The 22459-nt window shown below is 66.8% G+C and carries 21 protein-coding genes; 9 read left to right on the top strand and 12 right to left on the bottom strand.

The features are described from left to right. Positions 1 to 35 precede the first annotated feature (35 nt). From QNO00_RS12125 to QNO00_RS12135, 3 genes are all read right to left on the bottom strand, one after another. Positions 36 to 326: a DUF4287 domain-containing protein gene (locus QNO00_RS12125; protein ID WP_284024669.1), complete on the bottom strand. Its 291-nt coding sequence runs from the start codon at positions 324 to 326 to the stop codon at positions 36 to 38. A 300-nt stretch (positions 327 to 626) separates the two neighbouring features. Continuing rightward, on the bottom strand, positions 627 to 2768 hold the full coding sequence (locus QNO00_RS12130) for a 3-hydroxyacyl-CoA dehydrogenase NAD-binding domain-containing protein (RefSeq protein ID WP_284024670.1): 2142 nt from the start codon (positions 2766 to 2768) through the stop codon (positions 627 to 629). After that, a complete protein-coding gene (locus tag QNO00_RS12135) occupies positions 2768 to 4015 on the bottom strand; it encodes a thiolase family protein (RefSeq protein WP_229966894.1) in 1248 nt (415 codons plus the stop codon). The genes QNO00_RS12130 and QNO00_RS12135 overlap by 1 nt, the downstream gene beginning before the upstream one ends. Positions 4016 to 4307: 292 nt before the next feature. On the opposite strand from QNO00_RS12135, the gene QNO00_RS12140 reads away from it, so the two are divergent. From QNO00_RS12140 to QNO00_RS12150, 3 genes are all read left to right on the top strand, one after another. Then, positions 4308 to 5657: a hemolysin family protein gene (locus tag QNO00_RS12140; protein WP_229966893.1), complete on the top strand. Its 1350-nt coding sequence runs from the start codon at positions 4308 to 4310 to the stop codon at positions 5655 to 5657. Then, positions 5654 to 6694 carry a hemolysin family protein gene (locus tag QNO00_RS12145; RefSeq protein WP_229966892.1) on the top strand — a complete coding sequence of 347 codons (1041 nt, stop codon included), beginning with the start codon at positions 5654 to 5656 and terminating at the stop codon, positions 6692 to 6694. The genes QNO00_RS12140 and QNO00_RS12145 overlap by 4 nt, the downstream gene beginning before the upstream one ends. Before the next feature lie 332 nt (positions 6695 to 7026). Continuing rightward, the gene (locus tag QNO00_RS12150) at positions 7027 to 7443 is read left to right on the top strand and encodes a VOC family protein (protein ID WP_284024671.1); all 417 of its coding nucleotides are present in this window, start codon (positions 7027 to 7029) and stop codon (positions 7441 to 7443) included. Positions 7444 to 7479: 36 nt separating this feature from the next. On the opposite strand, the gene QNO00_RS12155 is transcribed toward QNO00_RS12150, so the two are convergent. After that, positions 7480 to 8349: a pentapeptide repeat-containing protein gene (locus tag QNO00_RS12155; RefSeq protein ID WP_284024672.1), complete on the bottom strand. Its 870-nt coding sequence runs from the start codon at positions 8347 to 8349 to the stop codon at positions 7480 to 7482. A 286-nt stretch (positions 8350 to 8635) separates the two neighbouring features. On the opposite strand from QNO00_RS12155, the gene QNO00_RS12160 reads away from it, so the two are divergent. From QNO00_RS12160 to QNO00_RS12180, 5 genes are all read left to right on the top strand, one after another. Beyond that, complete coding sequence (locus QNO00_RS12160; RefSeq protein WP_284024673.1) at positions 8636 to 9313, top strand: hypothetical protein; 678 nt, start codon at positions 8636 to 8638, stop codon at positions 9311 to 9313. Between the two features lie 103 nt (positions 9314 to 9416). Further along, positions 9417 to 10235, top strand: coding sequence for an MBL fold metallo-hydrolase (locus QNO00_RS12165; RefSeq protein WP_284024674.1), 819 nt, complete (start codon positions 9417 to 9419; stop codon positions 10233 to 10235). 218 nt (positions 10236 to 10453) lie between these two features. Then, complete coding sequence (uvrA, locus tag QNO00_RS12170; RefSeq protein ID WP_442860531.1) at positions 10454 to 12925, top strand: excinuclease ABC subunit UvrA; 2472 nt, start codon at positions 10454 to 10456, stop codon at positions 12923 to 12925. Between the two features lie 100 nt (positions 12926 to 13025). Beyond that, a complete protein-coding gene (locus QNO00_RS12175; protein WP_284024675.1) occupies positions 13026 to 13196 on the top strand; it encodes a hypothetical protein in 171 nt (56 codons plus the stop codon). After that, positions 13193 to 13546, top strand: coding sequence for a DinB family protein (locus QNO00_RS12180; protein ID WP_284024777.1), 354 nt, complete (start codon positions 13193 to 13195; stop codon positions 13544 to 13546). The genes QNO00_RS12175 and QNO00_RS12180 overlap by 4 nt, the downstream gene beginning before the upstream one ends. 47 nt (positions 13547 to 13593) lie before the next feature. Here the strand turns inward: QNO00_RS12180 and QNO00_RS12185 are convergent, their stop codons facing one another. The 5 genes from QNO00_RS12185 to QNO00_RS12205 all read right to left on the bottom strand — a co-directional run bounded on the left by QNO00_RS12185 (position 13594) and on the right by QNO00_RS12205 (position 18459). After that, complete coding sequence (locus tag QNO00_RS12185) at positions 13594 to 14952, bottom strand: MFS transporter (protein ID WP_284024676.1); 1359 nt, start codon at positions 14950 to 14952, stop codon at positions 13594 to 13596. A gap of 187 nt (positions 14953 to 15139) precedes the next feature. Beyond that, positions 15140 to 15574: an SRPBCC domain-containing protein gene (locus tag QNO00_RS12190; RefSeq protein WP_229966884.1), complete on the bottom strand. Its 435-nt coding sequence runs from the start codon at positions 15572 to 15574 to the stop codon at positions 15140 to 15142. 154 nt (positions 15575 to 15728) lie between these two features. Next, a complete protein-coding gene (locus QNO00_RS12195; protein WP_229966883.1) occupies positions 15729 to 16172 on the bottom strand; it encodes a GNAT family N-acetyltransferase in 444 nt (147 codons plus the stop codon). Between the two features lie 260 nt (positions 16173 to 16432). Next, positions 16433 to 17740, bottom strand: coding sequence for an HRDC domain-containing protein (locus QNO00_RS12200; protein WP_284024677.1), 1308 nt, complete (start codon positions 17738 to 17740; stop codon positions 16433 to 16435). 89 nt (positions 17741 to 17829) lie between these two features. Beyond that, the gene (locus QNO00_RS12205) at positions 17830 to 18459 is read right to left on the bottom strand and encodes a DUF3000 domain-containing protein (protein WP_229967000.1); all 630 of its coding nucleotides are present in this window, start codon (positions 18457 to 18459) and stop codon (positions 17830 to 17832) included. A 242-nt stretch (positions 18460 to 18701) separates the two neighbouring features. Between QNO00_RS12205 and QNO00_RS12210 the strand changes: the two genes are divergently transcribed. Next, positions 18702 to 18899, top strand: a complete 198-nt coding sequence (locus QNO00_RS12210; RefSeq protein WP_284024678.1) for a hypothetical protein — start codon at positions 18702 to 18704, stop codon at positions 18897 to 18899. A 3-nt stretch (positions 18900 to 18902) separates the two neighbouring features. Here QNO00_RS12210 and QNO00_RS12215 read toward each other — a convergent pair whose 3' ends face one another. The 3 genes from QNO00_RS12215 to QNO00_RS12225 all read right to left on the bottom strand — a co-directional run bounded on the left by QNO00_RS12215 (position 18903) and on the right by QNO00_RS12225 (position 22257). After that, positions 18903 to 20012: a threonine aldolase family protein gene (locus QNO00_RS12215; RefSeq protein WP_284024679.1), complete on the bottom strand. Its 1110-nt coding sequence runs from the start codon at positions 20010 to 20012 to the stop codon at positions 18903 to 18905. Between the two features lie 103 nt (positions 20013 to 20115). Further along, a complete protein-coding gene (locus QNO00_RS12220) occupies positions 20116 to 20889 on the bottom strand; it encodes an SDR family oxidoreductase (protein ID WP_284024680.1) in 774 nt (257 codons plus the stop codon). Then, positions 20890 to 22257, bottom strand: a complete 1368-nt coding sequence (locus tag QNO00_RS12225; protein WP_284024778.1) for a DUF6421 family protein — start codon at positions 22255 to 22257, stop codon at positions 20890 to 20892. It lies immediately after the preceding gene. Between the last annotated feature and the right edge of the window lie 202 nt (positions 22258 to 22459).

The raw sequence follows: 22459 nt of genomic DNA on the forward strand, positions 1-22459 counted from the left end.
AAAGCGCCGGACGGACCGGGTTAGGCGGCTTTCGGTCAGGAGGGCTTGTTGTCTTTTCCGTCAAGCCACAGGACATCGGCTTCATCCCGGTGGGAGCCTGCCGTCCCCACGTGTTTCGCATCAATGTCGGGACCCTTTTTGATAACGTGCACCAGAGCCATGCCGTGACCGCGGCCGAGACCGTAATCCGATTTGAGCCATTCGAGAATCTCGCCGGCCTTCACTTCCGGGGCGTCAAAACCTTTGTCTTTTGCGATCTGAAGAAGCTGACGGGGCGTAAGGCCGGTTTTGTCTTCAATGGCGTCGAGGTAGGCCTGGAATGACATGGCGTGTCCTTCGTTTCTGGTTCTCCTGGCAGGAAACGTTCCGGAGGGTTTCAGCCTGACGCTAGTGAGGCATACCGAGGGGGTCAAGGCTTGTCTGGGGTGTGGCAAGGCCCGGGGATGAGCCAACCGGCGCATGCGGGGACGGACACGCAAAAGCGCCGGACGGACCGGGTTAGGCGGCTTTAATAATCCCCGCGAGCTCTGCGAGCGAGGGATTTTCGTTGCCGCCGTTCCGGTCCGCCCGGCGCGGACAAAAGGAGGGCTCCCACCGAAACCGGCGGGAGCCCTCCTTCCAACAGCCTACGAAGCAGCCGGCACCGGCTCCTTCTCGGCGTGGAACTTCTTGCCGTTCACCCGCTCGGACGCGCCGACGCGGTCCAGGTACGGCGTGATCCCGCCCAGGTGCATCGGCCAGCCGGCACCGAGGATGACGCAGAGGTCGATGTCCTCGGGCCCGGCCACAACGCCTTCGTCCAGCATCCGGCCAATTTCGTCGGCGAGGGCATCCTGCGTGCGCCGCAGGACCTGCTCCGAGGTCGACGGCGTGTTCCCGAACGACAGCAGCGCCAGGGTTTCCTCCGGAACGTACGGCTTTCCGCTCTCGTCCTTCTGCCACAGCGACTTGATGCCGGCGTCGATGATCTTCTGCGAGTTCTCCGAGAGCCAGAACCTGTCGCCGAAGGCAGCATGCAGGGATTCCTGCACATGCTGGCCCACCGGCAGGCCCACCAGCGCCAGCAGCGTGAACGGCGACATCGGCAGGCCCATGGGGCGCAGCGCGTTGTCGGCGGTGGCGGCGTCGGTGCCCTCGTCGAACACGGCGGTGATTTCACCGAACATGCGGCCCAGGATCCGGTTGACCACAAACGCGGCGTCGTCCTTGACCAGAACAGCGGTCTTCTTCAGCGCCTTGGCCAGCACAAACGCGGTGGCCAGCACGGCGTCGTCGGTCTTGGGTGCACGCACGATCTCCAGCAGCGGCATCACGGCCACCGGGTTGAAGAAGTGGAAGCCCACCACCCGCTCGGGGTGCTGCAGGTCAGCGGCCATCTCGGTCACTGACAGTGAGGACGTGTTGGTCGCCAGGATGCACTCGGGGGAAACCACTGCCTCCACCTCGGCGAAGACCTGCTTCTTGACGGAGAGTTCCTCGAAGACTGCCTCAATGACGAAGTCAGCGTCGGAGAACGCCTCCTTGGACACCGATCCCGAGACCAGCGCCTTGGTGCGGTTGGCGGCGTCGGGGGAGATGCGTCCCTTGGCCAGCAGCTTGTCCACCTCGGCGTGCACGTAGCCCACGCCCTTGTCCACGCGGGCCTGGTCGATGTCCGTCATCACCACGGGCACCTTGAGCTGGCGGGCGAAGAGCAGGGCGAGCTGGCTGGCCATCAGGCCGGCGCCCACCACGCCCACCTTGGAGACGGGCCGTGCCAGTTTCCGGTCCGGTGCGCCGGCCGGACGCTTGCCGCGCTTCTGCACCAGGTCGAGGAACGCGTACACGGTGGCGTGGAACTGCGGGGTCTGCATCAGTTCGGCCAGCGCCTCGCACTCGGCGTCACGGGACTGCTCGGCGGTCCAGTTCTTGCCGGCCTCCAGCAGGTCCAGCACCTTCGCGGGCGCGGGGGCGGCGTTGGACGTGCGGGCCTCCACCACGGCACGGCCGCGGGCGACGGCGGCGTCCCAGGCTTCGGGGCTAACCGCGGGATCGGCGGCATTGGGCCGGGTAACGGTTTCCTCGCCGGTGATCACGCGGGCGGCCCAGGCCAGGGACTGCTCCACAAAGTCGGCCGGTTCGAACATTGCGTCGGCAATGCCCAGCTTGAAGGCAGCCGGACCCGAAAGTGTCCGGTTGTTGCTCAGCGGGTTCTCGATCATGACCTTCACCGCGTTTTCGGGGCCGATCAGGCGCGGCAGCAGGTAGACGCCGCCCCAGCCCGGAACCAGGCCGATGAAGGCCTCCGGCAGCGCCAGTGCGCCGGCGCCGGTCGAGACGGTGCGGTACTGGGACTGCAGGGCAATTTCCAGTCCGCCGCCCAGCGCCACGCCGTTGATGAACGCGAAACTGGGCACGCCCAGGGTGTTCAGCTTGCCGTACACCTCGTGGCCCAGGCGGGCCATGGCCAGCCCGTCCTCATAGGAGGCCAGCTTCTGGGTGGCGGACAGGTCGGCGCCGGCCACCAGATAGTGCGGCTTGCCGGTGACGCCGACGCCGACAATCTCCCCGGCCGCGGCCCGCGCCGCCAGGGCGTCAAGCACTTCGCCCAGCTCCAGCAGTGTGTTCGGACCCAGCGTGGTCGGGCGGGAGTGGTCGACGTCGTTGTCCAGGGTGATCAGCGCAAAGGTGCCGGCGCCGCCGGGCAGCGTGATGTCCGAGACGTAGGAGTGCGTGACGACCTCGGTGGGAAACAGGCTGGCCAGCCGCTGGTAATCGCTTGCAGTCATTACTTTGTGGCCTCCGTGGACTCGGTGTCGGTGGTGTAGTCGGGGTGGTTCGGGTTTTCCCAGATGATGGTGCCGCCCATGCCCAGGCCAATGCACATGGTGGTCATGCCGTAGCGCACCGTCGGGTCTTCTTCGAACTGGCGGGCAAGCTGGTTCATCAGGCGCACGCCCGAGGAGGCCAGCGGGTGCCCGACGGCGATCGCGCCGCCGTAGCGGTTGACCCGGGGGTCGTCGTCGGCGATGCCGTAGAAGTCCAGGAAGGAGAGCACCTGGACGGCGAAGGCCTCGTTGATTTCAAACAGCCCGATGTCCTCGATGGACAGGCCGGTCTGCTTCAGGGCCTTCTCGGTGGCCGGAACCGGGCCGTAGCCCATGACCTCCGGTTCGACACCGGCGAAGGCGTAGCCGACCAGACGCATCTTCACCGGCAGGCCGAGTTCCGCGGCGGCGTCGGCGGATGCGAGCAGCGCGGTGGTGGCGCCGTCGTTCAGGCCCGAGGCGTTGCCGGCGGTGACGCGGCCGTGGGCGCGGAACGGGGTGCGCAGCTCGGCGAGGTCCTCCACCGAGGTGCCGGGACGGGGTCCTTCATCCACGGAATTCAGGGTCCAGCCCTTGCCGGGCTTTTTGGAGGCAACCGGGACCAGATCCGGCTGGATCAGATTGTTGGCGTAAGCCTTGGCGAGCTTCTCCTGGCTGGCCGCGGCGTACGCGTCGGTGCGCTCCTTGGTGATGTCCGGGAAGCGGTCGTGCAGGTTCTCGGCGGTGTTGCCCATATTCAGCGCGGCCGGGTCCACAATGCGTTCGGTGACGAAGCGCGGGTTCGGATCGGCGTCCTTGCCCATCGGGTGGTTGCCCATGTGCTCCACGCCGCCGGCGATGACGACGTCGTACGCGCCGAAGCCGATGCCCGAGGCGGTGGTGGTGACGGCCGTCAGGGCTCCGGCACACATGCGGTCAATCGCGAAGCCGGGCACTGACTGCGGCAGTCCGGCCAGCAGGGCGGCGGTGCGGCCGATGGTCAGGCCCTGGTCACCGGTCTGGGTGGTGGCGGCAATGGCCACTTCGTCAATGCGTTCCGGGGGGAGGGAGGGGTTGCGCCGCATCAGTTCGCGGATGCACTTGACCACCAGGTCGTCGGCGCGCATGCCGGCATACATGCCCTTCTCGCCGGCCTTGCCGAAGGGAGTGCGGACTCCGTCAACGAAAACAACGTCCCTGATCTGCCGTGCTCGGCTTTGTGGGCTCACGCGTACAACTCCTCTTTGAGATATGAAACGGAACACTGTCCGGACCAGATGTTACTCGTCGGTAACATAGCCTGCAAGCGTCGCATCTTTCGTTGACCCTACCGAACCGGCCCCGCGCTGCGGAGCGCGGCGCAGACGGAGTGCTCATCTGAGAGCGAAAGCAAACGCTTCCAGCGATTTAGGAATCTTTTCACGTATTATCGTCTAACTATGGATGACCCCCCTTCACATAAACCCTTGCCCCTCCACGCTCTGACCGGACTCCCGGCCACAACCAGAGAGGGGCGCCCGAATGTATGAATTGATCATGCTCGCTGTTGGCCTTTTGCTCACGGTCGGCACCGGGCTTTTTGTTGCTTCCGAGTTTTCGCTGGTCAATCTGGACCGCAATGACCTCGAAGCCCGCCAGGCCGCCGGCGAGAAGCGCCTCGGCCCCACCATCAACGCCCTCAAGATCACCTCGACGCACCTCTCCAGCGCCCAGCTGGGCATTACGCTCACCACGCTGCTGACGGGTTACACCTTTGAACCGGCGATCAGCTCACTGCTGCGCCAACCCATGCTCGCCCTCGGTGTTCCCGAGGCCTTCGTCGGCGGCGCCGGCGCCGTCATCGGTATTTTCCTGGCCACCGTGTTCTCGATGATCATCGGTGAACTGGTGCCGAAGAACTTCGCCCTGGCCCTGCCGCTGGCGACCGCCAAGCTGGTCATTCCGTTCCAGACCCTGTTCACGACGGTGTTCAAGCCCGTCATCCTGCTGTTCAACAACACGGCAAATGCGATCATCCGTTCCTTCGGCATCGAGCCGAAGGAGGAGCTTTCCGGCGCGCGCAGCGCCGAGGAACTCAGTTCGCTGGTCCGCCGCTCCGCGCTGGAAGGCGTGCTGGACCTTGACCACGCGCAGCTGCTCAGCCGCACCCTGCGCTTCTCCGACCACACCGCCGACGACGTCATGACGCCTCGCGTCCGGATGCGCTCCGTTGCGGCCGCTGACACTGCCGAGCAGGTCATCGAACTGGCCGTGAACACCGGATACTCCCGTTTCCCGGTAATCGGCCGGGACTCCGATGACGTGCTGGGCGTGCTCCACGTCAAGCAGGCCTTCGCCGTTGCCCTCGCCGAACGCGGCAACGTGACCGCTGCAGAACTCATGGTCGAAGCCCTCCGCGTCCCCGAATCCATGGGCGTTGACTCTCTCCTGGGCCTGCTGCGCCAGCAGGGCCTGCAGGTGGCCGTCGTCTCCGACGAGCACGGCGGCACCGCCGGCATCGTGACCCTGGAGGACCTGGTGGAGGAAATCGTCGGCGAATTGGAAGACGAGCACGACCGCGCCCGGGTGGGTGTGGTCCGCAGCGGCCGTTCGCTCACCTTTGACGCCTCGCTGCGCCCCGACGAACTGCGCGAACGCACCGGCGTTGTGGTTCCCGACGGCGAAGAGTACGACACCCTGGCCGGATTCGTCACCGACCTGCTGGACCGCATTCCGGAACTGGGCGATGAAGTGCCCGTCAATAACGGTGTCCTGCGCGTGGAACGCGTCGTCGGCACGCATGTCGAACGGCTGCGCTACACCCCCGCGGTGGATGCGCCGCAGAGCGACCACGATCGAATTATTGACGAGCTCACGAAGGACCTGGCATGAGTGAATATCTTCCCGGAATCGTCTGGCTCGTCGTCCTGCTGGTCGTCAACGCCTTCTTCGTGGGTGCCGAGTTTGCAGTGATTTCGGCCCGCCGCTCCCAGATTGAACCCAAGGCCGAAGCCGGTTCCAAGGCCGCCAAGACCACCCTCTGGGCCATGGAGCACGCCACGCTGATGCTGGCCACCAGCCAGCTGGGCATCACCGTCTGCTCACTGGTCATCCTGAACGTCTCCGAGCCGGCGATCCACCATCTGCTGGAAATTCCGCTGGGCCTGACGTCGCTCTCCGCCGAGGCCATCGGCGTCGTCGCCTTTGTTGTTGCGCTGCTGCTGGTGACCTTCCTGCACGTGGTGATCGGCGAGATGGTGCCCAAGAACATCTCCTTCTCCGTTCCCACCCGTGCCGCCCTGCTGCTGGCTCCTCCGCTGGTGATGGTGGCCCGGATCTTCAAGCCGGTGATCTGGTCGCTGAACGGCATTGCCAATGCCGTGCTGCGCCTGTTCAAGGTGGAGCCCAAGGACGAAGCCACCAGTGCCTACACAATGGATGAGGTCGCCAACATCGTGGAGCAGTCCACCCGCGAGGGCGTGCTGGCCGATGCCAGCGGAACCCTGAGTGCGGCGTTCGAGTTCACGTCCAAGACCGTGGCCGATGTCGAGGTGCCGATCGAGCGGATGGTGCTGCTGCCGGAATCGGCCACGCCTGCGGACATCCAGGAAGCGGTGGGCCGCCACGGCTACTCCCGCTACATCCTCACTGACGACGACGCCGTGCCCAGCGGCTACCTGCACCTCAAGGACGTCATGGACCTGACCGCGCCGGAGAAGTTCGGCGCTCCCGTTCCGGCCAAGCGCATCCGCCGCCTGGCCTCGGCCTTCCGCGGCAGTGAGCTCGAGGACGCCCTGGCCACCATGCGCCGCACCGGCGCCCATGTGGCACGAGTGTTCGACGCCGCCGGCAACACCACCGGGGTGCTGTTCCTGGAGGACATCATCGAGGAACTCGTCGGCGAAGTGCAGGACGCCACCACCGTGTAGTCGTTTCGGCGGGCGGTTTCAGCTGCTCCGTGTCCTTCACTGCCGACGCCGGCCGCCCACTGGGCGGGCCGGCGTCGGCCGTTAACGCGTGTCGGCTGGTTTGGGGCCGGGTGTCGGCGGTTCGGGACCCCGAGTCTCCGGTTCGGGCGTCCCGCGCCGCACCGGTTCCCACTCTTTGTTCACGTCTGTGGCTAGTGGGGTCACGGCAGGCCACATCCGCCACACAGGATGGGAACCTGTGCGCGTGTAGGCGCGGTTGGCGGCTGCCCGGCAGGTAGGTTGAAGGCACGCAGTCGGGAAGCCGCAGGAAATCTGTGGCCGGGGGAGGAACCATGGAAAACCAGATGCATCAGGCGGCCGACTACGACACCAAGGCACCCACGCCCTTTGGATTGGGCCTGCACCACGTCCAGCTGTCCATGCCGGCCGGTACGGAGGACGACTGCCGGCGCTTCTATGTGGATCTGCTCGGCTTCACCGAGGTGCAGAAGCCGCCGGTGCTTGCGGCGCGCGGCGGCCTCTGGGTGCGGGCGGACAGCCTTGAGATTCACCTCGGCGTCGAAGAGGATTTCCGGCCGGCGAAAAAGTCCCATCCGGGGATCCTGGTCGGTGATCTGGATGCCCTGGCCCGGCACGTCGAAGAACAGGGGCTGGAACCCGAATGGGACGATGCCTTCCCCGGCATGCGCCGGTTCTACCTGCGGGACAACAACGGCAACCGGCTCGAGTTCCTTTCGCCCGCCGGCTGATCACCCACTATGCGGCGGGGACCGCGGCGTACAGCGCTACCCGTTGCGCCAGGACGGCGGCATCGTCAGGTCCGGAGGCAGCAGCGTTGCGGCGCTGCCTTTCGCGGAATTGAGCTGGGGCTGGGTCACGTACAGGGCCTGGGACAGGTCAGCGCCGTCAAGCCGGGCATCCCGGAGATCGGCGCCGAGCAGGTCCACGCCGGATAAGTCACTGCCGCGCAGGTCGGCGGCTATGAGCCAGGCGCCGCGGAGGTCCGCCCCGCACAACCGCCGGGATCTGAAATTGCTGCCCATCAGGTCTGCTCCCGGTGCCAGCTCGGGCTCCAGATGGTCATCACCGGCAGCGCAGCAGGAGGCCCGCACTTCCTCGCTGACCTCCATCAGCAGTGTCCTGACCCGGGAGTGCAGCTCCTGTATGTCCAGGGAGAGCAGCTCCGGAAGCCGGCCGGCTGTGTGTTCGATCGTGGCACGCAGGCGTGCCGCTTGCAGTGACGCGTCGGGATCGAAGGTCCGGGCCTGGGCTTCGACCAGATACCAGAGCATTTCGTGCAGCTGCCGCGAGGCCTTGAACGCGGCGAACATGTCATCCTTGGTGCCGGGATTCTCGAGCCAGCTCTTTCCGCTGAACAGTCCGTGCGAGACGTTCTGGCCGGCGCCAAAACAGTCGAAAACCGTGCAGCCGCGAAACCCCCGGGGCAGCAGGCTGTCGTGGATCGTGCAGGTGAAGTCGGAAGCCAGGTTGCGGCACGGTGCGCCTGCGGGTTTGTCGAGGGCAAAATCCGCTGACCGGGTGAAACCGAAGGCCGTGCAGCACAGCGCAAAACAGTTGGCGCAGTCGGGGCGCAGCGATGACCGGGTGCGGGCAGGCGAGGCAGGTTCGGGGAAACGGGCTGACGTCGAGTGCATGTGATCTTCCAGGTGTGAGTTGTCTTTCGGGCGGGAGCGGGGGCGGGCAACCCCAACCGGAGTTCCCCTCGCAGGCGCACAAAATCAGCGCTCCACCGAGGAGCGTGCCGGAATCGCCGTTAAAGCGCTGAGTCACAGAGAAAAATGAATGATCACTGCCGACAGGCTAGCCGACCGGTGCCGCGCGCGGGAGACCTTTGCGGCAGGAGAACCGTTTTCGGTCCCGCGGCGCCGGTCCCTAGACTGGAGAGGTTCCCCCACCGCCTGCCAGAACCGTGGAGTCAGCATGTCCCGAGGAAAACACCATCCGCCGCGGCCGAAACCGGCCAACAGCGAAGGCATGTTGATCGCCAACGACCTGAAGAAGGAGCGCGGGTGGACGGAAACGCAGATCAAGACCTTCCTGCCCGAACCGGACCAGACGGCGCGCAATCCGTTCTCCCGCAAGGCCGCTCCGATGAAGCTGTACGGGCTGGAACGGGTGGAGGCCATCGAAGCCACTCCCGAGTACCGGAAGGCGAGGGAAGCATCCCGCACCCGCCAGCTGGCCGCACGGGGAAGGGCCCTGGCCAAAAAGAAGGAAGCGGTCGCCGCTGCGGAGGCCCTCGAGCTGCGCATCGAGCCGGAACCGTGGCAGGACATGCAGGACAAGGCGATCGAACACTTCAACAGCAGGCTCCGGCGCAGCCAGTCTCCGGCAAGCCGAAAAACGTCCACCGCCCGGCTGGACCGGCTGACGGTGAACTACCTGCGGCACAAGCAGACCTCCTACGAGGAGGAGCTGAAGGAATTCAAGGGTGTGGTGGGAGTGGGTGAAGCCTACCTGGTGGTGCGCAACCGGATCCTCGACCTCATCGCCGACACCTATCCGCAGCTGCGCGCGGAGTGTGAGCGGCAGAAGTTCGACGCTCCGGAACTGCCCGACGGCGTCACGCTCCAGGCTGTGCCCGCCGCAGCCGGCTAAATCCGGCCGCAGCCCACCCGCTTCGCCGCCAGTGCTTGCACAGTGCTGCCGCCGGCTAATACCGTCTCGACAGCGGTGATAATTCACAGGCGGGAGACATCTCATGCTGACGGAAGTCGATGAAGGCGTTCTGGTTTCCGAAAGCGAGTTCATCTCGAGCAACTCCGTTGCCGTGCAGGGCCGCGACGGAGTGTTGCTCATCGACCCCGGCATCACGGGCGACGAAATGTCGGCCCTCGCCAACGACCTTCGGACGTTGGGCCAGCCCGTTGTGGCGGGCTTCTCGACGCATCCTGACTGGGACCATGTGCTCTGGCACGCGAACTTCGGGGACGTGCCCCGTTACGGTACCGCCCGGTGCGCGGCTTCCATCCACAACCTGCTCTCCAACGAGGATTGGCAGGACCGCGTCGCCGAGGGGCTTCCGCCGGAGTACGCCGGGGACATTCCGATGGAGCTGCTCGGTCTCATTACCGGTCTGCCCGCCGGTGCTGCGCAGCTTCCCTGGGACGGGCCCGACATCCGGATCATCGAGCATCAGGCGCATGCCCCGGGTCATGCGGCGCTGCTGATCGAGGAGCGCGGTGTGCTCGTCGCCGGCGACATGCTCTCTGACATCCTGATGCCGTTCCTGGATTTGGAGGCAGCGGATCCGATGGAGGACTACCTTGCCGCCTTGCGGCTGTTCGAGAGCCTGCCCGACGGCGTAATCGTCATTCCCGGTCACGGCTCCGTCGGGGGCGCCGGGCAGCTGCGGGCACGAATCGACCAGGACCGCGCCTACGTGCAGGATCTGCGGGACACCGGTGCCACCGATGACCCGAGGGTCGGTCCGTCGGCTCCGCTGGACTGGCTGCCCGAGGTGCACAGATGGCAAGTCTCCCGGCTCACCCAAGAAGAACCGAACGATTCGCCCGGCTAAGACCCGTCCACCCACCGCGACCCGTCCATCCACCGCTACCCGTCCATCCACGACGCCGGAGGCGGCCGCCGCCCGGACACGCACATCACGCCCTCGGCGTAAGCATGCTTACCATTTAGGTGCTTCCGGACGATTTCGCTAGGCTTAAAGGGATGAGTATCCCTGAGCTGTCCCCGGAAACCGCCCGCAACGAGAGCACCGATCGAAGCACCAACGGCATGGTCCGCGTGCGCGGAGCGCAGGAGAACAACCTGCGCAACGTCGACGTCGACATCCCGCGCGACGCGATCGTTGCCTTCACCGGTGTCTCCGGCTCGGGGAAGTCCTCGCTGGCCTTCGGCACCATCTACGCCGAGGCCCAGCGCCGCTACTTTGAGTCGGTGGCGCCCTACGCGCGGCGCCTGCTCGCCCAGGGGCACACGCCCAAGGTGGAGGAAATCACCGGGCTGCCTCCCGCCGTCGCGCTCCAGCAGCGCCGCGGCACCCCCAGCTCCCGCTCCACTGTGGGGACGCTGACGACGCTGTCGAACTCCATGCGCATGCTGTTCTCCCGCGGCGGCACCTACCCGGCGGATGCCGAGCCGGGCAGCCTGGATTCGGACGCCTTCTCGCCCAACACCGCCGCCGGCGCATGCCGGGAATGCTCCGGCCTGGGCATCGCGCACACGGTCACCGAGGACTCCCTGGTGCCGGATCCGAGCCTGTCCATCCGCGACGGCGCCATCGCCGCCTGGCCCGGCGCCTGGCAGGGCAAGAACCTGCGAGACATCCTCATCCAGCTCGGTTACGACGTCGACGTCCCGTGGAAGAAGATGCCCAAGAAGGACCGCGACTGGATCCTGTTCACCGAGGAACAGCCGGTGGTGATGATCACCCCGCAGCGTGACCGCGTGGCCAAGCCGTACAAGGGCAAGTTCTGGAGCGCGAAGTCCTACGTGCTGCACACCTTGGCCGATTCCGGCAGCGAGCAGATGCGCAAGCGCGTGCTCGAGTACATGGTCTCCGGACCCTGCCCGGTCTGCGGCGGTGCCGGCCTGCGCCCCGAGGCGCTCGCCGTCACCTTCGCCGGTCGGAACATTGCCGAACTCAACGGCGCCACGCTGGGTGAGCTGGCCGAGATCATCCGGCCGACGGCGGAGCTCAAGTCCGCGGGCACCGCCTCCCGGGCCGCGGCCTCCAACGAAGACACCGAAGTGGCCGTCACCGTCACCCGCGACCTGCTGTCCCGGCTGCAGGTGCTCATCGACCTGGGGCTGGGCTACCTGAGCCTGTCCCGGTCCACGCCCACGCTCTCACCGGGGGAGATGCAGCGGCTGCGGATCGCCACCCAGCTGCGCTCCGGCCTGTTCGGCGTCATCTACGTGCTGGACGAGCCCTCAGCGGGCCTGCATCCGGCCGACGCCGAACCGCTGCTGGCCGTGCTGCAGGAGCTGAAGGACGCCGGAAACTCGGTGTTCGTCGTCGAGCACAACATGGACGTGGTCCGCAGCGCGGAATGGATCGTTGACGTCGGTCCGCAGGCCGGCGACGGCGGCGGCACCGTGCTCTACAGCGGACCGGTCGCCGGGCTGGCGGAGGTCGCCGAGAGCGCCACCCGCCCGTTCCTGTTCGGCGAAGCGAAGGACATCACCCCCACCCGGCGGACGCCGGAGCGGTGGCTGAACCTGAAGGGCATCACCCGGCACAACCTGAAGGAGCTCGACGCCGAGATTCCGCTGGGCGTGCTCACCGCCGTCACCGGCGTCTCCGGCTCCGGCAAGTCCACGCTGGTGAGCCAGGTGCTGGCCGAAACCGTCGGGGAGCACGTCAACGGCGCCGCGCCCGCCGTCGAGGAGCCGGACACGGAGGCAGCGGACGACGTCGACCCCGGCGCCTCGGTGCGCGACATCGCCGGCCTGGAACACCTGGACCGTCTGGTCAAGGTGGATCAGCGTCCCATCGGCCGCACGCCGCGCTCGAACCTGGCCACCTACACCGGCCTGTTCGACGCCGTGCGCAAGCTTTACGCCGGCACCGACGAGTCCCGGGCCCGCGGCTACACCGCAGGCCGCTTCTCCTTCAACATGGCCGGCGGCCGCTGCGAAACCTGCCAGGGCGAGGGCTTCCTCGCCGTCGAGCTGCTCTTCCTGCCCGGCACCTACGGGCCCTGCCCGCAGTGCCACGGCGCCCGCTACAACGAGGAAACCCTCGAGGTCACCTACCGCGGCAAGACCATCGCCGATGTCCTCGCCATGCGCGTGGAAACCGCCGCGGAGTTCCTCGCCGATGTGCCGGGACCGGCGCGCAGCCTGCGCACCCTGCTCGACGTCGGCCTCGGCTACCTGCGCCTGGGCCAGCCCGCCACCGAACTCTCCGGCGGCGAGGCGCAGCGGATCAAGCTGGCCACCGAACTGCAGCGCGCCCGGCGCGGCCACACCCTGTACCTGCTCGACGAACCCACCACCGGGCTGCATCCCCAGGACGTGCGCCTGCTGCTGGCTCAGCTGAACCGGCTCGTGGACGCCGGCAACACAGTGGTGGTGGTCGAGCACTCGATGAACGTGGTGGCCGCGGCGGACTGGGTGATCGACATGGGCCCGTCCGGCGGCGACGCCGGGGGCCGGATCATCTGCGCCGGCACGCCCGCCGAGGTGGCGGACTGTTCAGCCAGCCGCACGTCGTCGTATTTGGCGGCGGCGCTGGGGAAATAGCGGGTAAATTGCTGGGCAAATAGCGGAGCCGGACCGGTAGGTTGGTTCCTGGCGCCGCATGCCGGCGTCCACGAAGCCGCCGCACCGGAAAGAGCCCGCCATGACTGCTGACGACCTGACCACCGACCTGTCCGTTGATGACCGTCCCGAACCGCCGGACACCGGAACCGAACGGGAAATCCTCTGCGGGTTCCTCGATTACCTGCGTGCCTCCGCGGTGTTCAAGGCGCGGGGGCTGAGCGACGCCGACGCCGCCTGCTGCCCTCGCTGACCACGGTCTCGGGGCTGCTGCGGCACCTGGCCGACGTCGAGCGAACCTGGTTCCGCGGGCAGATTGACGGCCAAGCCGGCGTTTCCACGCGGTGGTCCGACGAAGAGCCGGACGGCGAATTCCTGGTCAGTCCCGAGGACAGCTTGGCTGACATCATCAAGGACTACGAAGAGGCGTGCGCCGAATCCCGCGAGGTGCTGTTGCGCTACAACCTGGATGATCCCTGCACCGCTTGTTCTTCCGGGCACAACGTGCGCTGGGTGGTGACCCACATGATTGAGGAAACCGGACGGCACTGCGGGCACCTGGACATCGTGCGGGAACTGCTGGACGGAACGACGGGGGAGTAGACGGGGCAGTAGCGGAAGCCACCTGCCGATCTGCCGGGCCGGTGCCGTCAGCTGCGCGGCAGCGCGGATCCGCCGCCAGGCTCCCCGCCGGCAGTGTCCGGTGCGCCGTCCGGCGACCTGCCCGGCGTACTGTCCGCTCCGGCGTCGTTTCCCGCACGGTGCGCCGCTGCCTCCCATGCGCGGAAGTGGCGCAGGGCGGACAGGGCCAGCAGGCCGCCAGCGGCAAAGAACGCTGCGGCGACGCCGAAGGGGATGCGCAGGCCGAGACTTGCCGCCAGGAGGCCACCCAGTGCAGCACCCAGGGCCAGGCCGGTCAAGCCCACCAGCCGGCCGACGGAACCGACGCGGCCCATCATGCGTGCCGGTATGACTCTCTGTCGGATTGTCGTGGCTGTGATGTTCCAAACCACGGCGTGGCCCATGTACACCGCCAGGGCAACAGCGACCACCCACACATTGGTGGTGCCGGCAATGACGGCAAGCGCCGTCATCCCGGTGAACAGCGCCGCCGTTATCGTCCAACCGTACCCAATGGCGCGGCGGAGCCGGCCGGCTGCCAGGCTGCCGAGCAGCCCGCCCAGTGCGGAGCCGGAAAGCAGCAGCCCGTAGCCGGTCGCATCGAGATGCAGCACATCCCGCGCGTAGATCACCAGATACGAAAACGGGATCATGTAGCCAACACTGGCCAGCCCGCCGATAACGACCAGCGTCCGCACCATCGGATGGTGCATCGCCCAGGCTGCGCCCTCCCGGATCTGCCCGCCCACCCCTGCTGCCTGCTGATCCGCCGGACCGCTGCCGTCGGGAGTGCCGGCACCGCTTGCGCCGCCGGACGCGGGCGAGTAGTTCCGCCGCAGCAGCCAATAGGCAAGTCCCGCCGCAAGGAAGGCGCCGACGGTCAGCAGGGACGGAGCGAAAGCAGCCGCGCCGAACAGGAAGCCGCCCAACGGAGGACCGATGAACTCGTCAACGATCGTCTGGGTTCCGGCGATCCGGGCGTTGGCGCGGTCCAAATCTTCAGGTGGCACGGCCTGGGGAAGGACGGCAACTGCTGAGCTGTCGGAGATGGTTTCCACGATGCCCATGAAGGCGTACACCGCGTACAGGGCGGCCATGGGTGTTGCGTCGGCGAGAACCAGGGCCGTCAGAGCGGCGAAGATGGCCGCTCGGGAAAAGTTGGCCAGATAGAGCAGCCGGCGCCGGTCGAAGCGGTCCACCAGGACTCCGATGCCCAGGACCGACAACAGCCGTGGTGCGGTATAGAAAATCGACAGCGCGGCAATCACCAGCGGGTTATTGGTGATCTCCACGGCCAGCAGCGGAAGCGCGACGAAAGTTACCCCGTCAGCCAGGTTTGAGGAGGCGTTGCCGATCCAGATCCGGCGATACTCCGACCCAAGGTTCATCCGCGCTCCCGCACACTGGCCGCCAAGGTCCTGCCGAGGCCCGGACTAGGAGGCTTGAGTGAGTTTCTCGTCTTCAATGATTTCGTGCGCCTCGATGACCATCGGGTTGAGGACCCGGTGCAGGGAAGGACTTGGTGCGGAAAGGCGGGTTCCGGGTCGTTTCCGTGGCGGCGCTGCCCCATAACGCTCAGATGCCGTCGACTTCTTCCAGCCAAACCTTGAACCGGGAGTAGATTTCCGGAATATCCCGCTCAGCAGCGTTCGCCGAGGAGCCCGTGAGGCCTGACAACCGGACGCTGAACTCGGATTCGGATTCGCTGGTGGGGGTGATCAGATACTCCAGCTCGCCTGCGGGTTCCTCTGCCACCCGTTGATCCCACCGGGCATCGAAGCTCATCACCAACCGGTACGGTGCCTCGGCATCCTGCACGGTTCCCACGATCACGTTCTCTCCGTCGGCTGACAGGGCGTAGTCGCCGTCGGGCTCTATCATTCCCCGCAGGGTTGAGTTCCACATCCAGCTCCGCGGCAGATTGGTGGCGGTCAGCGCCCGCCACACATCGTCGGGCGGACAGGTCAGGGCGGCGGAATAGATGATGTCGGTGGAGGCAGAGCTGGGCATGATGGAAACCTTTCCGTACAGCGCGGCGATAATATGCGCGGGCCGGAGGGATGGACATGAGACCGGACCGGAGGCCGAGAATAATCTAGCTGGCTGCAGTGCACCAGTGCATATTGCGTGGATCGTTACCGGGGCCCGGAAATACCCGACATCGTCACCCGTCGAAGCGGACAAATGCGCGCAGCGGCAGGCCGGCGTCGTCGTCCGCCGGGAGGTCTCCGCCCGCTTGCCGGTAACCCAGCGACTCGTAGAAAGCCTTCTGGCCCGGCTCGGTGTCCGTCAGCAGCACCTTCTGCCGCACGTGGGCAAACGGGGCGAGGATGAGTTCGACCAGGTTCCGGCCCAGCCCCGTGCGCTGATGGCGCGGATCCACCAGGACATCCTGCAGGTAACAGATCGTGTGTCCGTCGGAGATCACGCGGGCAAGGCCCACTAGCTCCCCGCGGTCCCAGGCCACGGCGATCCGCGTGGATCCGGCAAGTGCGGCGGCCAGCGTGTCCGGGGTTTCGGTGTACACGCTCCAGCCCACGGTGTCGTAGAGCCGGACGACGTCGGCAACGGGCAGATCGGTTCCGGCGGCATACGCGAGGGTGGGCATGGCGACAGCCTACCTGCCGGCGCGGGGGCATCTCACCTGCGGCCGCTTCTTCACCGGCTACCGGGATATTCTCCGGCGGATTCCCGGCCACGACCCCGCCGAGGGAGCACATATGGTGACTCCGCGGCGATTACGCCCGCTGAGAGCGCATATGCGGCGGGTTTGAGACGGGGAAAGCACCATATCTGCGACTTCGATGCAGTAACCGCATGCCAAGTCACCGGAGCTGCACACTCAGCCAAGGCTGCCCGCCAAGTCGGCTAGCGGGTGGCTGCGGCGTCCTTGTCCTTTTCCTTCTCCACCAGCGGGTCCGGATCCAGGAACGCCACGGTGAGCACGGCGGCGGTCTGCTCGATCTGCCATTCCCGCGCGCCGAGGTCCCGCAGTGCGGCACTGATGCTGTCCAGGTTGATGTCGGCCGGCGGCCGCCAGGCAACCCGGCGCAGGTGATCCGGCGTCAGCAGGTTCTCGATCGGCAGGTTCAGCTTCTCGGCGACGGCGGCCACCCGCGGTTTTGCCGTCTGCAGCCGGGCGGCGGCTGCCGGGTCATTCTTGGCCCACACGCGCGGGGCCGGCGGTGCATGCGTGGGGATGTGCAGCGGCGGCAGCTCACTGTTGGACAGCGAGCGTGCCGCGGAGACACAGCGCATCCAGCGCGGAGCTTCCTTCTGGGCGGCACGGCCGTGGAAGCCCGGGGTGGAGAGCAGTTGGGGCACGGTGGTGGGCATGGCGCGGGCGGCAGCCACGATGGCCGAGTCCGGAATCAGCCGCCCCGGTGCCGTGTCGCGGTTTTCCGCCAGGTGTTCGCGTTCGGTCCACAGCTCACGGACGACGGCGAGCTGGCGCCGGTCGCGCAGCTGGTGCATGCCGTTGGTGCGGCGCCAGGGGTCAACCCGAGGGGGCGACGGCGGTGCCGTGCGGATGGCTTCGAACTCCTGCTCGGCGAAGGCGAGCTTGCCGGCGTCGTCGAGCACCTTGATCAGTTCGATCCGCAGTTCGGCCAGAACCTCAACGTCCAGTGCTGCGTAGCGCAGCCAGGGTTCGGGCAGGGGGCGGGTGGACCAGTCGGCCGCCGAGTGTTCCTTGGCCAGCGTGAAACCGAGGAGGTTCTCGATGACGGCGGCCAGGCCGACGCGGGGGAGTCCGGCCAACCGGGCGGCCAGTTCCGTGTCAAAGAGTTTGTCCGGCCACATGCCCAGTTCGGACAGGCAGGGGAGGTCCTGGCTGGCCGCGTGCAGGATCCATTCCACGCCCTGCAGCGCGTCGTTGATGATGTCCAGATTGTCGAACGGTTCCGGGTCGATCAGCCAGGTTCCGGAACCCTCACGGCGGATCTGGACCAGGAAGGCCCGCTGTCCGTAGCGGAAGCCGGAGGCGCGTTCGGCGTCGACGCCGGCCGGACCCGTGCCGGCAGCTAGAGCCTTTGCCGCGCGTTCCAGGCCCCGTTGGGTGTCGATGATCAGCGGCACCCCGTCTTTCGGTGCCTCCAGCAACGGGAGCTGCGGGGGCTCGGCGTTCGGGTCAGCGGATGTGGTCTGCGTGGCGGTGCCGGGTATTTGCGCGGTCATAAGAACTTCAGTCTATCGAGTCTGCCGGTGCTGCAGTGACACGGCGGGCGTCCCCGCGGCGGAAGCGTCCGGATGCCGCTGCGGAGCTGTCAGCTGCGGCGCACCCGCGGCAGGGGAGTGACGCCGTCGGGCAGGGGCGGCAGCCCGGCGAAGGTGCAGACCATGTCCGACCAGGCTTCCAGATGGGCCTGGACGTCTGCGGAGTCCGGAGTCCAGGAGGCGCGCAGTTCAATGTCAATGGCGCCGCCGCGGTCGGCGAGGGTGCCGTAGCTTTCGGAGAGGATCCGGGTGGCCGTGCCGCCGGCCGAGGTGTATCCGGCGTTGTGTTCCTGCAGGGCTTCCACCAGCCAGGTCCAGGCCACGGAACCCACCAGTTCGTCATTGCCCATGTCCGGTTCCAGTTCGGCGCGGATATAGGTGACGATCCGGAAGGTTCCGTTCCACACGGCTGAACCCTCGGGGTCGTGCAGAAGGATGAAGCGGCCGGTGGCCAGTTCGGTTTGTTCCGGGATGACGAGTCCGGACGGTCCGTGGCCGAGCCCCTCGTCGCGGGCCAGCGGTCCGGAGGCCAGGACTTCTGCGCCCAGTGACACGGCGAAGGGTGCCAGCCGGGTGGGGGCCGGAATTTCGTTCAGGTGCAGCTCAGGTCGGCACCGTGCCCTGCGCAGCGAACCAAGGGCATTCAGGAAATCCGGGGGTACTTGTGATAAGTCACCAATTGCACTCACCTTCGCAGACTACGGGGCCGGCTCCGGGCGGACGTTGAGGCTCGCCGACGTGTCCCATTCGTTACCTGTCCAGCGTAGGCTCGGCTTTCACCGGCCGGAAGAATGCGCCGGTCCGAAGTGGTCGTGCAACACCTGAGCAGAGGAGCAGTCTGGTGCGAACCGCCGCCACAATTCTCGGAGCTGCCGTGAGTGGGCTGCTCAGCGGTCTCGCACTTGCGGTCATTCTGTGTCTGGTGACCGGTGCAGCAGCCGTTGTTGCCGGGTCCACTGCCGTCCTGCCGGGAACTTTCACGGCCACAGCCGGGAAGGAAAACGGTGCCCTTGCCTTGTCCTTCGAACCGCATTTCACCGGCATGCTGGTGGTTGCCGGTGTGTGGGCGGGACTGATGGTGGCAGTTGCTGCCTGGGGCACGTTTCCTACCCGGCGCTAACGCCTAGCTGATCGGTAGGGCTTCCGGGTCCGGGGGACCCTGTGGCGCCTGAGGGCCCGCGGCCACCTCACGCGCAATGGCCTCGGCAAACGCATCGACATCGGCCTCAGACGTGTCGAACGTGCACATCCAGCGCACCTCGCCGGTGGCCTGGTCCCAGTCGTAGAACCGGAACGCGGACCGCAGCCGGTCGGCCACACCGGCGGGCAGCTTGGCGAACACGGCATTGGACTCGGTCGCCTGGGTCAGCTCGACGCCGTCGATCTTCTCCACCGCGGCACGCAGCCGCTGCGCCATGGCGTTGGCGTGCGAGGCCGAGCGCAGCCACAGGTCGCCCTCGTACAGGGTGATGAACTGGGCGGAAATAAACCGCATCTTCGAGGCCAGCTGCATGTTCATCTTGCGCAGGAAGTCCAGGCCGGGGGAGGCCGCCGGGTTCAGCGAGACGATGCATTCGCCGTACATCATGCCGTTCTTGGTGCCGCCCAGGGAGAGGATGTCGACGCCGGCCTCGGACGTCATCGCGCCCAGGGTCACGCCCAGCGCCGCGGCGGCATTGCCCAGCCGGGCGCCGTCCATGTGCAGCGTCATCCCGTGCTTGTGGCAGTGCTCGGCAATGGCGGTGATTTCCTCCACCGTGTAGAGGGTGCCCAGCTCGGTGGACTGCGTGATGGACACGGCCAGCGGCTGCGCACGGTGCTCGTCGCCCCAGCCCCATGCCTCCTGGTCGATCAGCTTGGGCGTCAGTTTGCCGTCCGGGGTGGGGATCTGCAGCAGCTTCATGCCGCCGATCCGCTCCGGTGCACCGTTTTCGTCCACATTGATGTGCGCGGTGGAGGCGCAGATGACCGCACCCCAGCGCGGCAGCAGCGACTGCAGCGCGGTCACATTGGCGCCGGTGCCGTTGAACACCGGGAAGGCGCGCATCTGCGACCCGAAGTGCGCGGTCAGGACCTCGCGCAGCTTGGCGGTGTACACGTCCTCGCCGTAGGCCACCTGGTGGCCCTGGTTGGCGGCGGTCAGGGCGTCCAGGATTTCGGGATGCACGCCGGAATAGTTGTCCGAGGCAAACGCGCGGATGGATATGTCATGCAGGGGGGAAATGTTGGTCACAGTGTCCAGTATCTCTTACGGTTCGATCGGTTTTCACCGGCCCGGCCGGAGGGGGCGCAGGCGGCGGGCGGGGGCGCCCAACGGCACGCGCAGGGCGCGCGGCTCAGGCGTTGGGCACCAAGGAAATGCGCTGTCCGTTCAGCTGCGCGGCGTCCTGGCTGAACAGCCCGACGACGGCGTCCGCCAGCACCTGCACGTCGGTGTAGGTGCTGAAATTCCGGTCCGGTTCGGCGGCGCGCATGGAATCGTCCACCAGCGCCTTGACCACGAGGACGACGGCGGCCGAGCGCTGGGGCTGCGGGTCCGCCTTGGCGCCGGACTGCGCGCGGCGGAAGCCCTGCGCGATGGCCTGCACCCAGGCCTCCGCCCCGGCCTTGGCCGCGGCATAGCCTGCACCGCCGGCGGTGGGGGAGTCCACTGAGGTGGAGGAGACGATGGCCAGCCGGCCGTCGTCGGACGCTGCCAGCTGGTCATAAAAGCTGCGGCTGGCGTTGCGCAGGGTGCGCAGAATGTTGGTTTCCAGGAAATCCCAGTCGTCGTCATTCTGCCCGGTGATGCCGCCGCCGCCGCGCCAGCCCCCCACCAGATGGATCAGCCCGTCGATTCCGCCGTAGGTCTCCCGCATGTCCTGCGAGAGCGCATCGACGTCGCCGGGGTTTGAGAGGTCGCAGGTGCGCAGATCGGCGTCGAGCAGGTTCGCGAGAGTGGTTTCCAGCCGGGCCGCGTCGCGTCCCACCGCCACGACCTTCGCCCCGGCCGCCTCCAGCGCCCTGCAGACGGCGACGCCGGACGCGGAGCCGGCCCCGGCCACCAGGACGGTGCGTCCGCGGACGGACAGGGGTGCTTCCGAGGACCGCGCGGCCGGCTCAGTGCTCATTTACTTCGAACTCCCTGTGATTCCCGACGTGGACTCGATGACCGGGCCCATCTTCTTGGACAGTGCCTCATAGAACATGGACAGCGGAAATTCGTCGTCCAGCACCTGGTCCGTCAGCCCGCGCGGCGGTCCGTCCAGCGGCAGCGCCTCCGGCCCCTTGGCCCAGACGGACGCCGGGTTCGGGGTCAGCGTGGCGGCCACCAGCTCATAGGCGGCAAACCAGTGGGCAGTCTTCGGCCGGTCAATGGAACGCCAGTACAGGTCCTCGATGTTGGCGCCCAGGCGAACGACGACGTCGGCCGCGTCTTCCCAGTCGATGCTCAGCTTGCCGTCAGTCCAGTGCAGGACGTGGTTCTGGTGCATCCAGGCGAACAGGAGCTGTCCGCCGAGGCCGTCGTAGTTGCGCACCCGGCTGCCGGTAATGGCGAACCGGAAGATCCGGTCAAAGATCACCGCGTACTGCACCAGCGTGGCATGTTTGCGGGCTTCGGGGGAAGCATCCTCGTCTTTTTCGATCTTCACGGCTTCCCGGAAGGCGGTGAGGTCGCAGCGCAGTTCCTCCAGGGAGTAGAGGAAGTACGGCATGCGCTGCTTGATCATGAACGGATCGAAGGGAAGGTCTCCGCGCATGTGGGTGCGGTCGTGGATCAGGTCCCACATGACAAAGGTGTCCTGGGTCAGCTTCTGGTCGTCAAGCAGTGCCGCGGCGTCGTCGGGCAGCTGCAGCGAGGTGATCTCGGCGGCGGCGCGCAGGACCCGGCGGAAACGGGCGGCCTCGCGGTCGGCGAAGATGGCGCCCCAGGTGAAGGTGGGCGTTTCGCGGACGGCAACCGATTCGGGGAAGAGCACCGCCGAGTTGGTGTCATAGCCGGGGGTGAAGTCCAGGAACCGGATCGGCACGAAGAGCTTGTTGGAGTACTCGCCGGCTTCCAGCTCGCCGATGAATTCCGGCCAGACAACTTCGATCAGCACGGCTTCCACATAGCGGTTCGTGGAGCCGTTCTGCGTGTACATGGGGAAGAGCACCAGATGCCGCAGCCCGTCTGTGCGGTCCAGCTGCGGGGAAAACGCCAGCAGGGAGTCCAGGAAATCGGGTTCGCCCAGGCCGTCGGCTGCCCAGCGGTCAAAGTCCCGGACCACGAGGCGGAGGTATTCGGCGTCGTGCTCGAAGGAGGGGGCCAGGGCATCGACGGCGGCGGTCACGGTGCCGATCAGCTCCTCAGCGGCGCTGCGGTTTTCAGCGTCGACTGAACCGTTCTGGTTCTGCAGCGCCTGCAGGTCGGTGGCGGCCTGTTTCAGTGCCTGCCAGGCTTCAGAATCCACAGGGTTGGTGCCCGCGGCAACCGGCGCAAAGCCGGTGCGGGACATCGAGGGGAGCGTGTGGGGAGACATGACTGCGACCTTCCAGGGAGGCCGCTCCGCGAAGGTCAGGGAGCGGCTGTGTTGTGATGCGATCGAGCCTACTAACGAAAAACTAACGCTTACTGTGAATCACACAAGTCATTAGCAAGTCTTATGCTCAATGAACCGGTCGCGGTGCCGACCGTAACGCCTGCTAGGTCCGATCAGC

Source organism: Arthrobacter sp. zg-Y1219, assembly GCF_030125545.1.
Classification (GTDB): domain Bacteria; phylum Actinomycetota; class Actinomycetes; order Actinomycetales; family Micrococcaceae; genus Arthrobacter_B.

Excerpts from the sequence above, each read along its gene's own strand:
- QNO00_RS12145 (WP_229966892.1), top strand. The coding sequence starts at position 5,654 with ATGAGTGAATATCTTCCCGGAATCGTCTGGCTCGTCGTCCTGCTGGTC.
- QNO00_RS12125 (WP_284024669.1), bottom strand. The coding sequence starts at position 326 with ATGTCATTCCAGGCCTACCTCGACGCCATTGAAGACAAAACCGGCCTT.
- uvrA (WP_442860531.1), top strand. The coding sequence starts at position 10,454 with ATGGTCCGCGTGCGCGGAGCGCAGGAGAACAACCTGCGCAACGTCGAC.
- QNO00_RS12165 (WP_284024674.1), top strand. The coding sequence starts at position 9,417 with ATGCTGACGGAAGTCGATGAAGGCGTTCTGGTTTCCGAAAGCGAGTTC.
- QNO00_RS12175 (WP_284024675.1), top strand. The coding sequence starts at position 13,026 with ATGACTGCTGACGACCTGACCACCGACCTGTCCGTTGATGACCGTCCC.
- QNO00_RS12150 (WP_284024671.1), top strand. The coding sequence starts at position 7,027 with ATGGAAAACCAGATGCATCAGGCGGCCGACTACGACACCAAGGCACCC.
- QNO00_RS12200 (WP_284024677.1), bottom strand. The coding sequence starts at position 17,740 with ATGACCGCGCAAATACCCGGCACCGCCACGCAGACCACATCCGCTGAC.
- QNO00_RS12155 (WP_284024672.1), bottom strand. The coding sequence starts at position 8,349 with ATGCACTCGACGTCAGCCCGTTTCCCCGAACCTGCCTCGCCTGCCCGC.
- QNO00_RS12190 (WP_229966884.1), bottom strand. The coding sequence starts at position 15,574 with ATGCCCAGCTCTGCCTCCACCGACATCATCTATTCCGCCGCCCTGACC.
- QNO00_RS12160 (WP_284024673.1), top strand. The coding sequence starts at position 8,636 with ATGTCCCGAGGAAAACACCATCCGCCGCGGCCGAAACCGGCCAACAGC.
- QNO00_RS12225 (WP_284024778.1), bottom strand. The coding sequence starts at position 22,257 with ATGTCCCGCACCGGCTTTGCGCCGGTTGCCGCGGGCACCAACCCTGTG.
- QNO00_RS12195 (WP_229966883.1), bottom strand. The coding sequence starts at position 16,172 with ATGCCCACCCTCGCGTATGCCGCCGGAACCGATCTGCCCGTTGCCGAC.
- QNO00_RS12220 (WP_284024680.1), bottom strand. The coding sequence starts at position 20,889 with ATGAGCACTGAGCCGGCCGCGCGGTCCTCGGAAGCACCCCTGTCCGTC.
- QNO00_RS12130 (WP_284024670.1), bottom strand. The coding sequence starts at position 2,768 with ATGACTGCAAGCGATTACCAGCGGCTGGCCAGCCTGTTTCCCACCGAG.
- QNO00_RS12140 (WP_229966893.1), top strand. The coding sequence starts at position 4,308 with ATGTATGAATTGATCATGCTCGCTGTTGGCCTTTTGCTCACGGTCGGC.
- QNO00_RS12185 (WP_284024676.1), bottom strand. The coding sequence starts at position 14,952 with ATGAACCTTGGGTCGGAGTATCGCCGGATCTGGATCGGCAACGCCTCC.